Source organism: Phycisphaeraceae bacterium (genome assembly GCA_019636655.1).
Taxonomy (GTDB): domain Bacteria; phylum Planctomycetota; class Phycisphaerae; order Phycisphaerales; family UBA1924; genus JAHBXB01.
Genome location: JAHBXB010000002.1, coordinates 923,241 through 938,171, shown reverse-complemented (window position 1 = coordinate 938,171; position 14,931 = coordinate 923,241). Strand labels below are relative to the sequence as shown.

At 67.3% G+C, this 14,931-nt stretch carries 15 protein-coding genes and 4 pseudogenes; 6 read left to right on the top strand and 13 right to left on the bottom strand.

Features of this window, described 5'->3' with window-relative positions; genetic code table 11:
• Positions 1-79: 79 nt before the first annotated feature.
• The 3 genes from KF745_09450 to KF745_09440 all read left to right on the top strand — a co-directional run bounded on the left by KF745_09450 (position 80) and on the right by KF745_09440 (position 1,827).
• The gene (locus tag KF745_09450; GenBank protein MBX3358640.1) at positions 80-376 is read left to right on the top strand and encodes a hypothetical protein; all 297 of its coding nucleotides are present in this window, start codon (positions 80-82) and stop codon (positions 374-376) included.
• Between the two features lie 262 nt (positions 377-638).
• Positions 639-1,346, top strand: a complete 708-nt coding sequence (locus KF745_09445; GenBank protein MBX3358639.1) for a hypothetical protein — start codon at positions 639-641, stop codon at positions 1,344-1,346.
• Positions 1,347-1,413: 67 nt separating this feature from the next.
• Positions 1,414-1,827: a hypothetical protein gene (locus tag KF745_09440; GenBank protein ID MBX3358638.1), complete on the top strand. Its 414-nt coding sequence runs from the start codon at positions 1,414-1,416 to the stop codon at positions 1,825-1,827.
• A 13-nt stretch (positions 1,828-1,840) separates the two neighbouring features.
• On the opposite strand, the gene KF745_09435 is transcribed toward KF745_09440, so the two are convergent.
• The 10 genes and pseudogenes from KF745_09435 to KF745_09390 form a co-directional block, all read right to left on the bottom strand.
• Positions 1,841-2,827 carry an aminotransferase class IV gene (locus tag KF745_09435; protein ID MBX3358637.1) on the bottom strand — a complete coding sequence of 329 codons (987 nt, stop codon included), beginning with the start codon at positions 2,825-2,827 and terminating at the stop codon, positions 1,841-1,843.
• A gap of 50 nt (positions 2,828-2,877) precedes the next feature.
• Positions 2,878-3,951, bottom strand: a complete 1,074-nt coding sequence (locus KF745_09430) for an endonuclease/exonuclease/phosphatase family protein (protein MBX3358636.1) — start codon at positions 3,949-3,951, stop codon at positions 2,878-2,880.
• Positions 3,952-4,015: 64 nt separating this feature from the next.
• Positions 4,016-5,941 (bottom strand): hypothetical protein, encoded by a 1,926-nt coding sequence (locus tag KF745_09425; protein ID MBX3358635.1) that lies wholly within the window; start codon positions 5,939-5,941, stop codon positions 4,016-4,018.
• A 114-nt stretch (positions 5,942-6,055) separates the two neighbouring features.
• Positions 6,056-6,469 carry a hypothetical protein gene (locus KF745_09420; GenBank protein ID MBX3358634.1) on the bottom strand — a complete coding sequence of 138 codons (414 nt, stop codon included), beginning with the start codon at positions 6,467-6,469 and terminating at the stop codon, positions 6,056-6,058.
• Between the two features lie 123 nt (positions 6,470-6,592).
• A pseudogene (locus tag KF745_09415) lies at positions 6,593-7,591 on the bottom strand (AAA family ATPase).
• A pseudogene (locus tag KF745_09410) lies at positions 7,589-8,227 on the bottom strand (AAA family ATPase). The pseudogenes KF745_09415 and KF745_09410 overlap by 3 nt, the downstream one beginning before the upstream one ends.
• A 237-nt stretch (positions 8,228-8,464) precedes the next feature.
• Positions 8,465-8,554, bottom strand: a pseudogene (locus KF745_09405) (hypothetical protein).
• A gap of 60 nt (positions 8,555-8,614) precedes the next feature.
• A pseudogene (locus KF745_09400) lies at positions 8,615-8,809 on the bottom strand (hypothetical protein).
• Between the two features lie 131 nt (positions 8,810-8,940).
• On the bottom strand, positions 8,941-9,933 hold the full coding sequence (locus KF745_09395; GenBank protein MBX3358633.1) for a hypothetical protein: 993 nt from the start codon (positions 9,931-9,933) through the stop codon (positions 8,941-8,943).
• Between the two features lie 27 nt (positions 9,934-9,960).
• Positions 9,961-10,152, bottom strand: coding sequence for a YjfB family protein (locus tag KF745_09390; GenBank protein ID MBX3358632.1), 192 nt, complete (start codon positions 10,150-10,152; stop codon positions 9,961-9,963).
• Between the two features lie 207 nt (positions 10,153-10,359).
• Here KF745_09390 and KF745_09385 point away from each other — a divergent pair, with 207 nt between their 5' ends.
• The gene (locus KF745_09385) at positions 10,360-10,656 is read left to right on the top strand and encodes a hypothetical protein (GenBank protein MBX3358631.1); all 297 of its coding nucleotides are present in this window, start codon (positions 10,360-10,362) and stop codon (positions 10,654-10,656) included.
• Positions 10,657-10,742: 86 nt separating this feature from the next.
• Here KF745_09385 and KF745_09380 read toward each other — a convergent pair whose 3' ends face one another.
• Together KF745_09380 and KF745_09375 are read right to left on the bottom strand one after the other, a co-directional pair.
• Positions 10,743-11,150, bottom strand: coding sequence for a hypothetical protein (locus KF745_09380; GenBank protein MBX3358630.1), 408 nt, complete (start codon positions 11,148-11,150; stop codon positions 10,743-10,745).
• 241 nt (positions 11,151-11,391) lie between these two features.
• A complete protein-coding gene (locus KF745_09375) occupies positions 11,392-12,183 on the bottom strand; it encodes a ParB/RepB/Spo0J family partition protein (protein MBX3358629.1) in 792 nt (263 codons plus the stop codon).
• A 271-nt stretch (positions 12,184-12,454) separates the two neighbouring features.
• Here KF745_09375 and KF745_09370 point away from each other — a divergent pair, with 271 nt between their 5' ends.
• On the top strand, positions 12,455-12,931 hold the full coding sequence (locus tag KF745_09370) for an NUDIX domain-containing protein (protein MBX3358628.1): 477 nt from the start codon (positions 12,455-12,457) through the stop codon (positions 12,929-12,931).
• Positions 12,932-12,985: 54 nt separating this feature from the next.
• Positions 12,986-13,822, top strand: coding sequence for a HAMP domain-containing histidine kinase (locus tag KF745_09365; protein ID MBX3358627.1), 837 nt, complete (start codon positions 12,986-12,988; stop codon positions 13,820-13,822).
• 9 nt (positions 13,823-13,831) lie between these two features.
• Here the strand turns inward: KF745_09365 and KF745_09360 are convergent, their stop codons facing one another.
• On the bottom strand, positions 13,832-14,926 hold the full coding sequence (locus KF745_09360; protein ID MBX3358626.1) for an ABC transporter ATP-binding protein: 1,095 nt from the start codon (positions 14,924-14,926) through the stop codon (positions 13,832-13,834).
• Positions 14,927-14,931 lie beyond the last annotated feature (5 nt).

Sequence of the window (14,931 nt, the reverse complement as noted above, 5' to 3'; positions counted from 1 at the left end):
ATACCGGCCTTGCACGCCGGTCCATCCCTTCCGCCAGGTTCCCCACGCACCAGCACCGCCCCGGCCCGTACCATGAGGTATGACCGTCCGGATCTACCAGATCGGGACCACCGACCAGCCGCCCCGCTCCGGGCTAGAGGCCGCCGCCGCCAAGGTGAGCGCGGTCGCGATCTCGGTCCTCGTTCTAGCGATCGGACTCGCCCTGCTGGTGCCGCTCATACTTATCGGGGCCCTGGTTTTCGGGGTGGCCCTGATCGGCTTGGGGGTCCGCGGGGTCCTGGCGCGGGCCAAGGCGCCAAACGGCGCCCTCGATGGAAGGCGCGGCGTTCGGGTCATTACGCCCGATAACCAGCCGCCGGTGCCCCCGTCGGCCTAACACCAAAATCGCAATTTGTCCGGCATCGCCGCGCGATATCGGGCGTGTCGGCCCTTGAATAGGCCGAATCTGTGTCTGGAATTGGCCTATTCGGGTGGATGGGGTAGGCTAGTGATGTCGACCGCTGGCCGAGCGGGCGACCATGGAGTGACCTCTCACCAGATTGGAAGGCCCAACGGTCCGATGGACCCTTGTCGCCGACCACTGTTCACCGACGGCGTTCCGGCTGCCCCGGCTCGCCAGAAAAAAGAAGGGAAGAGATATGTACAGCACTCGCTGTGTCGTTGCCGGCGTCGCTCTCACTGTCGCGGCCTCGGGCGCGGCGTTCGCGGATACGGTCGAGATGGTTCGGATCGGGGAGGGGAAGGGGCGGGTCCTGACCCTTTCGGGCTCGGCGGTGGGCGGGAACTTCTACACGTTTTCGATCGGCGAACTCACCTACGAGTTCCGCAACGGCACCGGCGAGGCCTCGGTCCTCAACGGCGTGATCCAGACGTTCTGCGCCGACCTGGCGCAGGACTCGTCGTTCGAGTGGGAGCAGTACAACATCGTCCCCCTTGAGGACGCGCCGGACCCGGGCCCCGCGATGGGCGCCTCCCGCGCCCAGGCGATCGCCAACATCTTCGCCGGCGCCAACGGCCAGCAGCACGCGACCCCCGACTACGCCGCGGCGTTCCAGATGATGGTCTGGAAGATCATCTACGACTATGACGGCACCGAGGCGAGCGTCGACGTGAATACCGGCACCGTCAACTTCTCCTCATCCGCGAACTACTTCGCGGGCGTCATGGACAAGTACAACGAACTCCGGGGTTTCCTCGGCACGGCAGCGCCCATCGGCGGCCTCCGCGGCGCCTCGAACCCGAACTTCCAGGACCAGCTCGTGGTCGTTCCTTCTCCTGGCTCACTGGCTCTCGTCGGCGCGGCCCTGGGGCTCGCCGCGGTGAGGCGGCGCAGCCCACGGCGCTAGACTCGCTCCCCCCCGCCCCCCGCGTGCGGCATGACGCCGAACGCTCGCACAGACAGGACGTTGGTTCATGAGTGCGAAAGCGTGCATAGCCCTGCTCATCACCGCATCGGCGGCGATGGCCGACTCCGTCGACGTGCGACGGGCCATGTCCGAGTTGGACATGTCGTCGCCTCTCTCGCCGCTGCACGCGCCCGCGCTCCTCAATAATCCCGCCCAAGCCAATCCTGAACCGCGCGGCGGCGGCGCCGAGAAGAGTCCGCTCAGCCCCGAGACTGTCGCCCCGGCCATGGATCAGCCCCGGCTCGGGCTCCTTGCTGAATCGATGTGGAGGGACGCGGGTTCGCCCCAGCCGGTCCATATCGAGGCCGTGCCCCCAACGCCGCGAGATCAACTCGTCGTGGTGCCGCTGCCCGCCCCGGCCGCGCTCACGGGGATCGGCCTTGTCGGCGTAATCCTGCTGCGCCGCCGCGTGCTCCGGTAGCCGAGCTGGCCCATCACGCGCCGGCCGTGGCATCGATCAGCCCGCGCCAGAACTCGATCAGCCGCAGCGACTTGGGCCCGACGACGGCGTCGGCCAGCGCCTCGCGCTCGACCTTGACCACCGGCAACACCCCCCACGAGGAGTTGGTCAGCATCGCCTCGTCGGCGTCGAGCAGGTCGGAGATGGAGAGCATCCGCCGTACGACGCGCAGGCCCAGCCGCGGCGCCTGCTCGATCGCCCAGGCCCTCACGACCCCCGGCAGCACCGGGCTAGGGAGGTGCGCTCCGCCGACGCGAGGCGTTCCCCCCTCCGCGACGGACGCCTCGCCCGGGCCCGCATCCGCGCGAGCCCCGTCCTCCTCGCCGCGGGCGATCGGCGTGAGCAACTCGCTGCCCTTGACGATCAGCAGGTTGCTCACGCAGCCGCCGGCGATGTGGTTCGTCACCTGCAGCACCAGCGCCTCGCCGGCGCCTTGGCGGGCGGCGCGAGACAACTCCTGCAGTCGCCACCAGTAATTGAGCGTCTTGTGGCCCTCGAAGCGGTTGAGCGGGTTGGCCTTGGTATCGGCGATGGTGACGCCGATGCCCCGCTCGAACATCGCGGGCGGGTAGATCGTCGCGGGCTGCGACTGGATCAGCACCGTGGGCCGCACCGCGCCGGCCGGACCCGCGGCGACGGCGGGGCGGGAGAGCAGGTTAAGGTCGCCCCCCGTGACCGTGATGCGGATGCGTGAGAGCGGGTGCGCGCTGCGCCGGATGGTCTCCAGGACCGCCTCGCCGAGCCCATCGCCGTGCACCGAGTCGCTCAGGCCAAGTTCTCGCGCCGAGAACGAGAGCCGCTCCATGTGCTCGTTCAGGTGCAGCGCCCAGGGGCGATCCCCGGCGAGCCCGCCGGTCAAGGTCTCGAAGACGCCGACGCCATGCTGCGTGCCGGCGTCGAACGCCGACATCATCGCGGCATCCTGATAGACGAACGCGCCGTTGAGGAAGACCGATCTCATTGGGCGAGGGTAGTCCGAGCAGCGCTGACGTGATGCAATTTGAGCCACCACTACTTGCCACCCGCCCTCCTCCACCCCACCCTGGCCACGATCGGCCGGTGGTCCGATCCGATCCGGTCCAGCACCCTCGAATCGGTGCAGGCCAGCGAATCGCTCAGCAGGATCTGGTCGATCCGGATCCCCGGAGCAAACCGCGCCATGGTGACGTTCGGCCACGTCGCCCCGCGTCCAATGCCGGCCTGGTCGTGCGCGGCCGCGAGGCCCGCCCCGCGGATGGCGCCCAGGTGCGGGCTCTCCGGCGTCGCATTGAAATCACCGGCGAGCACGAGCCCGTCGAGCGTTCCCGAGGCCAGCACGGCCCGGATGTGCCTCGCGAGTGTCGCGGCCTGCAGGCGGTGCCCAACGACGTTGTTGTACGAGCCCGGCGGGTAGAGGTGGATATCCATGATCCCGACTCGCCGCCCCCCCACTTCGACCACGCTCAGGATCTGCGGGCAATCCCACACTGCACCCTCCGGGTACAGCCGCGGCGGCTGCGTGAACGATCGCTTGGAGAAGACCGCCTGGCCGTAGGCGTTCTCCTGCGGCTGCTCGATCATGTGCGGGTAGTCGCCGGAAAGGACTCGCCGGATCGCGTCGGCGCCGTCGAGGGTGTACTCCTGTAGCACGATGACATCGGGCCTCTCGGCGTCGACGAGCGCCTTGAGCCGCGAGGGCTCCGCGCGGCTGAAGAGCAGGTTGGCGCTCATGATCGTCAGGTGGTCGCCGCCATCCAGGACCGGGGCGGGCTTGGGTCGACAGGACCACGCCGCCGGGACCAGCCCCGCCGCGACGACCGCAGCCGACGCGAGGGCCAGCCGCCGCCGTTTCGTCGCGAGCGCCAGCAGCAGCGCGGCGCCCGCCACGAGCGCCAGGTGGAAATGAAACGTCAGCGCCAGGAAGGCCGCCCAGGAGATCATGACGTGCAGCGGCTGCGTGTTCTCGAGGTCCGTCCGCCACAGGAGGGCCAGCGACATGGCCAGGCACGCCATGGCAACGCCCGCCCACGCCAAGACCGCGAGCACCCTCGTGTGACGGGCAAGGCGCGGCGGCGGAGCGGGCGACTCATCCGGTGCGGTGGCCATCGCCCACACCTACTCGCCATCCGTTTCCCGGGTTCGCCGCCCGACAAAAAGAATGCGGCAGCCGTCACCCGCATCCGTGTCCGCTGGGGTTGGTGACCGCGCCGAACCACCACTGGATAAACCTGGCCACATCCGCCGGCTGCACCGCGCCGTCCGCATCCACGTCCGCATTGAGGTCGGCCATGCCCTGGACGGAGGCGAGCCATGTTGCGATGAACCCCGCGACGTCCGCGGGCTCGGCCGCCCCGTTGCGATCCCAGTCGCCGACGCATTCGCACTGATCCAGGATCCCGTTGGCCCCACCGGCAACGTGGCGTCCCAGGACGTCCGCGGCGACGCGAGAGAAGGCGTCCTTCGATGCATCGTCCCGCATTTCCTGAACATCCGGCAGGCCGTTCCCGTCGCAGTCGGCGGTCGTGTCGCGCGTCTCGGCGACCACCGCGGCGGCTCCGCCGATCGAGAAGTTCACCCGGTACGTCAACTGGCCCGAATCGTTGAGGCAGGACCGCGCCCCACTCTCAGCGGACCCGGTCGCCGCGATCACGCTGCCAATCGCCCGCACCTGCCCCGGCGCGACCGTCATGTTCGTGTTGGTGCGCACCACCAGGCGCAGCCCGCCCTGCGCATCCCAGACCCAGATCCCGGTTGTGGCGATGAACTGGTTCGAGTTGAGCAGGTCGCCGCGAAGCGCGACCTGGCCCGCGTTGTTGATCGAGGCGCTCAGGTCAGGGCCGAGCGAGATGAGCGGCGATCCCCCCGGCATCGACTGCCCCTCGCGAGCGACCAGGTGCGGTGTGCCGAGCGGATCCAGCGCCCACAGCCCGTGCCCGGTGACGGTCTGCGACCCGTCGTCGCTCAACTCCAGGTTCACCAGCAACCATCCTGCCGCGGTGGACTGCACGGCGCGGACTCTCGCGACAACCTCGTTCTCGCCGACTCCGGGCAGGGCGGCGCCCGGCGGCAGCGCGGCGCTCAGCGAGCCCGGCGGGCCCCGCCACACACCCCGGCGCGCGGTCGCGCCGGAGAGCCTCAATCCGACCGCGATGCGGCCCGCCGCATCGGTGGCGGGGATCGCCTCCATGAACAGGAGCGTCTCGCCGTCACCGTCGGGCATCACATCCCCTTGCCGCAGGACGGGCCGCAGGTCGCCCGGACGCCCGCGCCACACAACGAAGGACGAGTTGAACGGGGAGACGCGCTGGTTCGCGTACGCACCAAACACAACATGTCCCAGCGGGCCGACCGCGAATGAACTCGGCAGCGTGCCCATATCCAGGGACTCTCCGGCCACCGGCGCCGGGTCTCCTTCCCGCACAACCGGCAACATCGGGACTGGGGAAAAGCCCCGTCCCAGCCAGATCGCGGTGTCGTTCCCGCCGCTCACGCCCGAGCCGGTCATGTTCGACCAGACGGCGACCTCGGCGCTCGCGCGGCTGATCGCCATGTAGCCGAGTGTTCCAAAGTTGGTGCCCACCGCCATCCCCGGCGCCGTCGTGCCCTCTCGGGCGAGCAGGCCCAGCGTGCCGTCGCCCGTCCAGAATCCCGTGTCATTGGACGATGCGACGCCATCGCCGGCGAGCACCCCGTACACCGCGACGCGGCCGTTGCTCCAGCAGGCATCCCGGGTCGCGGTGGAGGGATCGATGAACATCGCCGGATCGGCGCCGGGCGCCGCTTCCCCTGCACGAACGAAAAGAGACAGCGACCCCGGCCTCCCGGCCCACACGCCGCGGCTGTTGGTCGCATCGACCCCGTCGCCGGTGAGGGAACCCGCCACGCAGACCCGACCGCTGTTGTCGATCACCGGCGTCGTCAGGCTGAGAAACGTTGTCCCCTCCGGCGTTCCCGGCGCGGGACCCCCGCTGTAGCAGAACACATCCTGGGTAATCGGTTGCGCCAGGGCGGCGGCGGCGCCCGCAACCCCGGCGGTCGCGGTCAGCACGCGGGCCCCGGTCCGCACCAACAGCAGCCGGTTGTTGACATTCCTCATGGCGACTCCACTTGGGCGCGATGGCAGTCATGAGCCCCCAGCAGAACGCGGGGGACAGAATCTACCCTACACGCCGGCGGCGACGCGTCAACACTCTTTACCCGGACAGCGGCGCTAAGACGCGGCAGACTTCTCGAATATGAAACTCTTGCCCCGGTAGTCCACCGTGATCGAGTCCCCCTCGCCGAACTCCCCGGCGAGGATCCGGCTGGCGAGCGGATTCTCGAGGCGCTGCTGGATGGTCCGCTTGAGAGGCCGGGCGCCGAACGCCGGGTCCCACCCCTCCTCGGCGAGGTGCTGCTCGGCCTCCTTGGTGAGGGCGATCGACATCTGCCGGTCGGCCAGTCGCCGGCGCAGGCGGCCGAGCTGGATCTCGACGATCCGCGCCAGGTCCTCGCGCTGCAACTGGTGGAAGACGACCGTCTCGTCGATCCGGTTGAGCAGTTCGGGGCGCATGAACTGGCCGCCGGTCGTGGCCCCCATCGCCTGCTGCGCCTTGATGATCGCCTCGACGACCCTGGGGCTCATGCCCGTCGCCTTGCCGAGTTCCTGCATCGCCGCGCCGGCGGGGCCGCGCCGGACCAGGTCGCGTACGGCCGCGTCGATCTCCCAGTCCTCCGCGCCGCTCGCGGCGAGCTCCTGGATCATCTGCGAGCCGAAGTTGCTGGTCATCACCACGATCGTGTTCTTGAAGTCAACCGTGCGGCCCTGACCGTCGGTCAGCCTCCCGTCGTCGAGGAGCTGCAGCAGCACGTTGAACACGTCCGGGTGCGCCTTCTCGATCTCGTCCATCAGGATGACGGCGTAGGGCCGGCGCCGCACCGCCTCGGTGAGCGCCCCGCCCTCCTCGTAGCCCACGTACCCCGGCGGCGCGCCGATCAGGCGCGACACCGCGTGCTTCTCCATGTACTCCGACATGTCGATGCGGATCATCGCCTCCTCGGTGTCGAAGAGGAACTCCGCGAGTGCCTTGCAGGTCTCGGTCTTACCCACGCCGGTCGGGCCCAGGAAGAGGAACGAGCCGATCGGCCGGTTCGGATCCCCCAGCCCGGCCCGGGCGCGCCGGACTGCGTCCGCCACGGCCCTGAGCGCCTCGTCCTGGCCCACCACGCGCTTCCGCAGGCCGTCCTCCATCCGCACGAGCTTGTCGCGCTCGGACTCGATGAGGCGCGACACCGGGATCCCGGTCCACGAGCCGACGATCTCGGCGATCAGTTCGGCGTCGACCTCCTCCTTGACCATCGTGTCGCCCTTCGCGACGCGGGCGTCCATCGCCTTCTCCGCCTGCGAGAGCTTGGCCTCGAGGTCCCGGATCTCGCCGTACTGGATCCTCGCGGCGGTCTCGAGGTCGCCGCGGCGCTGGGCCTGCTCCAGTTCGGTTCGCTTGGAGTCGATCCCCGCCTTGATTGCCTTGACGGCGTCCAGCTCCTTCTTCTCGGCCTCCCAACGCGCGGTGAGCGCGCGGTTCCGCTCCTGGAGTTCCGAGAGTTCGCGCTCGATCTTCTCCAGTTGCCCCTTGGCGGTGCGTGCGTCGGGGCCCTGCCCTTCCTTCCCCCCCACTTCCAGCCGGACGGCCTCCCGCTCGATCTCCAGCTGCATGATGCGGCGGCGCAGCTCGTCGAGTTCGGTCGGCATGGAGTCGTTCTCCATGCGCAGCCGGCTCGCGGCCTCGTCGATCAGGTCGATCGCCTTGTCCGGGAGGAACCGCTCGGTGATGTACCGGTGCGACAGGTTCGCCGCGGCGAGGATGGCGCTGTCGAGGATCCGCACGCCGTGGTGCGCCTCGTACCGCTCCTTGAGCCCGCGCAGGATCGCGACTGTCTCCTCGACGCCGGGCTGGTCGACGTACACCGGCTGGAAGCGGCGCTCGAAGGCGGGGTCCTTCTCGATGTGCTTGCGGTACTCGTCGAGGGTGGTCGCGCCGATGCACCGCAACTCGCCGCGGGCCAGGGCCGGCTTGAGCAGGTTGCCGGCGGAGACGGCGCCCTCCGCGGCTCCGGCGCCGACGATGGTGTGCAGCTCGTCGATGAACAGGATGATGTCGCCGTTGGAGGACTGGGCCTCACGGAGCACGGCCTTGAGCCGCTCCTCGAACTCGCCGCGGTACTTGGCGCCGGCGAGCAGTTGCCCGACGTCGAGCCCGATGACCCGCTTGCCGCGCATCCCCTCCGGGCAGTCGCCGTTGACGATGCGCAGGGCGAGCCCCTCGGCGATGGCCGTCTTGCCGACGCCGGGCTCGCCGATGAGCACGGGGTTGTTCTTGGTCCGGCGCGAGAGGACCTGCATGCAGCGGCGGATCTCCTCGTCGCGCCCGATGACGGGGTCGAGCTTGCCCTGCTGGGCCTTCTCGGTGAGGTCGATGCCGTACTTCTTGAGCGCCTCGAAGGTGCTCTCGGCATCCGGATCGTTCACGTTCTTGACGCCTGATGCGGCGCGGATCTCCCGCACAGCGCTCTCGATCCGCTTGCGGTCCGTCCCCCCCACCAGCGTGAGCACGTCCTTGCCCTGCTGCCCGCCCGCGCCGTCGGCGATCGCGAGCAGGAGGTGCTCGGTCGAGACGTAGGCGTCGCCAAGTTTCTTGGCCTCCTGCTCCGCCTTGGCGACCACCTCCATGATGGCCCGCCCCGCGCCGCCGGCTCCGGAGGAGACGGTGGGCAGGCGGCCGAGTTCGGTCGCCGCGATCGCGGCGACGCGCTCCGGCGAGGCGCCGGCCTTCTCGAGGATGGACCATGTGTTGCTGCCGCGGTCCTTGAGCAGTGCGCCCAGAACGTGCAGCCCGTTGATCTCGGGGTTGGAACGGCCGAGGGCGTCCGACTGGGCGTCGGCGAGGGCCTGCTGGGCGAGGGTTGTCAGGCGGTCGGTTCGCATGACTCGCAGTAGTGCAACGGGCGCGCCAGCCGTCCGTCATGCGGGGCCGTCACGGCCGGCCAAGGTGGCGAGCTTGTCAGCAAGATGTCAGTGCCACACGCGGCGCGGGCTGCCGAAGTGGCAGCGTGGGTTCACGCGCAGGCGTCGCAATGTCGGTCCCGGCGGCAACTGCGGCGCCGACTGAGATGCTCCGGTGCCAGGAGCACGGCCATCAGCCGGGGAAGAAGGAAAGGAAGCCCGATCGCGACCAGGGCGTAGGTGGCGAGGCCCTTGCCGATGCTTGCCGGATCTCCGACGCCCCACCACGCCGCGGCCGCCGCCACTCCAACAGCCTGCAACCACAAGAGGTCGGCCCAACTCAGATTGGTTCCGTGCCAGCGCCGCTTCGGGGCGAAACGCAGCGGTTCAACTCGACGCCATTCGTGGAGAATCGCAGCGCGTGTACGAATGCCGGTGTTTGGGACACACAGCCGAGAGCCGTCTGCGAAATCCAGCAGATACACCGAAGGACGGTGCCGGACACGGACGAGATCGGACCACTGCTGGAAGACGGGCGCTCCGGTTGTCGACTCGACTTCGATGCCTTGGCCGTCGGTTCGGATGCAGGTCACCCTGCTCGCCGTCTCTCGAACAAGCATTTCCAGGACGATGGCGATCGGAAGCGCGGCCGCCGCTACCCCCAGACCGGCGACCGCGAGCTGGACGGCATCCGCGCCGAAGAGGGCCGGGGCCTTCCAGCCCGCGAGGTACACCACTTCGCCCACGATCGCCGCGAGAACGAACGCGGCGATCCACCGACTCATCCGTGGCATGAACACATCTACTAGTTCCAGGCTCCGCGCATCAAGGCCGCGCTGCACGGCTCGAAATCTCGCTCGGTACGCGGCGGCCCGCTCACGCCGCGTCAGTGGAATCGCGATCGGGAGCCACCTGCGCCTCATCAGGCGACCCCGATCGTCATAGAAGATCGCGGATTCGCGGAGGCGCACGCGGTGCCACGGCACGACCGTTCCGGCCAGACCGGTCGGGTTCTTGCGGTGGAGTGTGACGCGGAGCCCGCGGAGGGTGATCTCGACGCGTGGCATAGGAGCCGGCCGATCGCGATGGCGATGGGCTACGAACATCTTGCGATCATTGTAGGAGAGATCAGGTCACGCCCGGACGTCAATCGTCCCACCCGGAAGCGGGTTGGCCGACGCGGTCGCCACGGCGGCCTGCAGCAGCTCGATCGCCGCGGCTCCAGCCTGTTTCTGGGCGTCGAGGCCCTTCCGGGCGACGGCCACGCTGATCTGGCTTTTCAGATCGACACGGGTCGCGGCGGGAGGGATGCTCGTTGGAGCCATACAACCCTCATCGGACAGCCGGGACAGCCGAGCCAGCAATCTTCGGGAGGCCGCCGTGGAACCTGGGGGGTGTGGGCGAGGTATAGGGTTCGCAGGCCCTGTGGAATCTTTGGGGATAGGCTCTGGAACGGGCCTCCCAGAGGCGGTCCGGGGCTTGACGGGGGGCGGAAGGATCGGTACAACGTGCCGTTCCACAAGGAGTTCCGAATGTCTCGACGCCCTGCTATCGCTCACGCCCGGTTCGCCGCAGGCACTCTTGGCCTGGTCGGCTTTGCCATGGTCCTTGGCGCTTGTGAGAGCGAGGCGAACAAGCAGGCCAAACTGATCCGCGAGAACCTCACGCCGGAACTCGCGACGCTGTACCAGCGGCCCGTCGACGTCGAGAACCGCCTGACGATCGTCGGCAACGAGAACATGCGCATGTGCGCCGAGGACCTTGGCCGGGTGTTCCTTCTCGACCGGCCGAGCTCCCTCAAGCCCGAGCCGGGTCTGTATCCCCGGTAAGGCGGCCAACCGAGTTTCACAAATGCAAAGCAGCACCGGCCGGGCCGGTGCTGCTTTCTTCTGGTCGGAGCTGACTTCGGCGCGGCCTACTTGGTTGTGTACTGGCCGCGAGAGACGCGCTTGAACTTGCCGCTGTTGATCAGCGTTTGGTTGACGATCGTCCGGAAGTTCTCCGCGGACGTCTTATATCCGGCATCCTGAACGGCCTGGGTCGCGTCAGTGACGGACATGGTCTTGCCGGTGAGGAGCTTCTGCAGCGATTCAACGAGATTCATGTCATTCTTCGGCCTGGTGCGGACGCCCGCGATCCGGCCGGCCCGGCCCCCCATCGACTCGATCTCGCTGTCGAGGCGCTGCAGCTTCGCGGCGACGCGCTCGCGCCGACGCATCAGCGCGCCGACTCGGCGTTCGCGCCGGCGAAGCTCGGTCTGCAACGCCGTCAAGGAGAGCCCCGTGAGTCCGCGACGACGCGCCGCAGCGGATTTCCTGGCCATACCAGTCCTTTCAAAAATGTACAACGGACTTCCTACTACGATCTCCAACTGCCACGCCCAAGTGAGTTCTGGACCGAACTCGCCGAGACGTGGATCACACGCCGTGAACAGCCCATCGCGATTCTCAAACTCAATCGAGTAGCGACAGACCTATAGATGCTATGGGGACTCGGCGGCGAACGCAAGCCGCGCTGCCTGCGGCCGCGCAGCGCCGGAGGCGGCGCCAATACTCGTCGCGACGTTATCTGAGTTCGAAGCCGATCTTGCTCATCAATCCATCAAAGTGATCGAGTGAATAAAAGTTGATTCCAATTCGACCTCGTGTTCCCTTCTTGTTCGCCCGGACAACCACCTTTGTACCTAGGTACTCCCCAAGTTGTCGTTCGAGATCGCTGTGGGCCACAGTCCGCACCGAGGCTGGCGACGTCGGGTTCAGATCTGCCGCGGCGCGAGACGAAGCCCGCTCGGTCTGTCGCACAGACCACGAGTGCGCGGCGGCTCGATTTGCCAGATCAACTCGTCCGGTTCCGGCCGGCGCCGCAAGAAGCGCCTTGCCGTGTCCGGCGCTGAGGCGGCGGTCTTCGAGCAATGAGCGGATCGGCTCCTCAAGCTCGGTCAGTCGCACGAGGTTGGTCACGCTCGACCGGTCCAGGCCCACGCGCTCCGCGATCTGTGCGTGAGAAAGTCCGAAGCGAACCATCAGCGACTTGAGCCCGTCGGCGCGCTCCATCGGGCCCAGTTCCTCGCGCTGCAGGTTCTCAATCAGCGCCCACTCCGCGGCTTGCTCGTTTGTGAGGACGCTGACGATTGCGGGGATCCGCTCGAGTTGAACGAGTTTCGCCGCGCGCCAGCGACGCTCGCCCGCGACCAGTTCGAACGGGGCCTCGCCGGACTGGGAACGCCGAACCAGCACAGGCTGCATGACGCCGGCGGACCGGATTGAGGCCGCCAACCGATCAAGTGCCGACTGGTCGAACGCCCGCCGCGGCTGGAATGGGCTCGGAACGATCTCGTCCGTGCGAACCAGGAGCACGCGAGTGCTTGACTCATCTGCCGGCGGCTCGGGTGCTAGGCCGCTGGCGGGCGAGTTAATCACACCGTCGTTGGGCTCGGCCCCCCCACTGTCCGGCGGAGCAAGGTTGATAGCAACGGGCTCGCTGAGCAGGCTGCTGAGCCCACGACCAAGGCGTGACTTCTTCCCAGAAGCACCCGAAATACTAACATTATCCATACAGCCTCCGTGCCATAGGCGTGCGTTTTGGCTATACTAGCAACTTCCGGACAGCCTGCAAGGGAACAGTGATATGGCGCAGATTGAGTTCGTTGCAAGGGCACTCCTGACGCATGGACAGTGGCTCCTACTTTGTCGATCGGAGAAGAGGGGGTACTACTACTTGCCCGGGGGCCACATTGAGTCGGGTGAGGCGGCGGCCGATGCTCTGAGCAGGGAGTGGCTGGAGGAGACTGGCTCTGCAGATCTCCGGGTTGGAGCCTTGGCAGCGATTGTCGAATGCGCATTTGAGGCCAAGAAGCGGCGGCACCATGAGTTGAACCTGGTGTTCCACGTGGAACAGCGTCGGGCGAAGCGCTCGGCTACCCCCCCACCGATCTGCAGCGCCGAGCCGAAGATCGCGTTTGAGTGGGTGCGACTTCACGACCTCGCGAACCACGACATGCGTCCCCATGCGATCGCTGATTGGCTGCAGCACGGATTCCGGCGTTCTCGTGGCGTGATCCACCTTTCGTCTATCACCCAAGCGACGCGGAGAAAGCGCCGATGAGTCACGTCGGAGTGACCGTGCCACGTGAAACCGGGACTCGATCCAACTTCGCCGATGGATCACCTCGATGCCGCTGCGCGCGGGCTGGATGACCTCCGCAGTGAATTGGAGGTTCAGGAGCGGCTTGCTCGCCTCGGCACCATCACGGGCCTTGTTGCACACGAACTTGCAGGGATCCTCACTCCGGTCCTGCCAAGCATCCAGGCGGCGCTGGCGAGCGGCGACGGTGCGGCCTCGCGGCGAGCGCTTGAGCGGTCGGAGGTGGCCGCGATCCGCTCGATCGCCATCACACGGCTGATTCTTGGCTTTGCTGGGAATGAGTTCAGTAGAGGAGCGGACGACGCTCAAGCTCGAGGCGTTGATCCGGCCCAAATCGTCACCGAAGTCGTGAGGGAACTGCGAGTCGACGGAGAGCTGGGTTCGACAGACATCCATGTCCGAGTGCTCCCCGGGCTGCAAGTTGACACATCAGCCGCTGGTCTGCAGCATCTGGTGCTGAACCTCGTGCGCAACGCGGTTGAGGCTGTTCGTGGTAGCAAGAAGGGATCGGTAGGTATTGTCTGTGAGGAGGTGGCGACCGGCTACGGCGTTCCAAAAGACGCGATCGTGCCGGCAGAGTGTTCCACGTGGAACCCATCAGCAGCGCCAGCCTGGACATCACTAGTCGTGACAGACGATGGTCCTGGCCTGACTAGGCACCAGGTAGAACGGGTGTTTCACCCGCTTGTCACTAGTAGCCGACGGGGAACCGGCCTTGGTCTGACGTTTTGTACCTGGCTCGTGCGCGATAGTGGGGGGCTGATCTACATGCAATCGAAGCACGGAGCCGGCACTCGAGTTACCGTCCTGCTGCCAACATCCGCACCAGAAGCAGCGCGCCAAGCAGCGTAACCCAAACAATTACTCAACAAGAACAATGACGTCCTGCGGACTCGTGGCCACCGCGACTAGGGAACCGCGGCTGGCCAGCCCATCAAGTGCGGGGTTGAGCTCGACCACCTTGATGTGGGTAGAAGGCGTGAGTTCGACAAGGTGTTGGGCAACTTCACCAAGATACGTCGTCTCACCAAGCCGCCCGACAAGGCGGTTGGGGGCCTGCTCCGCCGTCCCAGCGATCCGCCACGCCTCGGGGCGCACCGAGCACGTTACCTTTGAGCCGACACCGATCTGCTCATTCGTCGTGGCGAGCAGTCGACCAGCATCCGTATCAACCGCCACGGTGCCAGTGGGGGGGGTGCTCCCATTGTGGTGCTCCGCCACAACCCCCGCAAGGAAGTTGGTCTCGCCGAGGAACTCCGCCACAAACCTCGTCCGTGGCCGGCGGTACAGGTCCGAAGGCGTGCCCAGCTGCACCACACTGCCACGGGACATGATCGCCACCCGGTCCGCCATGCTCAGCGCTTCCTTCTGATCATGGGTCACATAGATCGCGGTGATCCCCGACGCCTTGCACGCTTGGCGTATCTCGCCCCGCAGGTCGGTGCGGAGTTTCGCGTCGAGGTTCGACAGCGGCTCGTCGAGGAGCAGCACATCCGGCCTGATGACCAGCGCCCGCGCGAGGGCCACGCGTTGCTGTTGGCCACCCGAGAGTTGCGTGGGCTTGCGTGAGGCGTATTCCTCCATCCGCACGCTCGCGAGCGCCTGCATCACTCTCTTCCGCTTCTCGGCGGAATCCACGCCGCGGACGTCGAGCCCGAAAGCGACGTTCGCCTCGACGGTCATGTGCGGCCACAGGGCGTAGGACTGGAACACCATCCCGGTGTTCCGCTTGTTGGGCGGAAGAAACGTCACATCGCGATCGGCAAACGACAGCCGACCCGAGGTGGGCTCGGTGAACCCGGCGATCATGCGCAGCAGCGTCGTCTTGCCGCACCCCGATGGGCCAAGCAGGAAGAACAGTTCCCCGGCCTTGATATCGAGCGACACCTCATCAACGGCGGTGGCGCCGCCGGGGAACTGCTTGGTCAGCGAGCGGATAGAGATTGGGATCGCCATGGGAC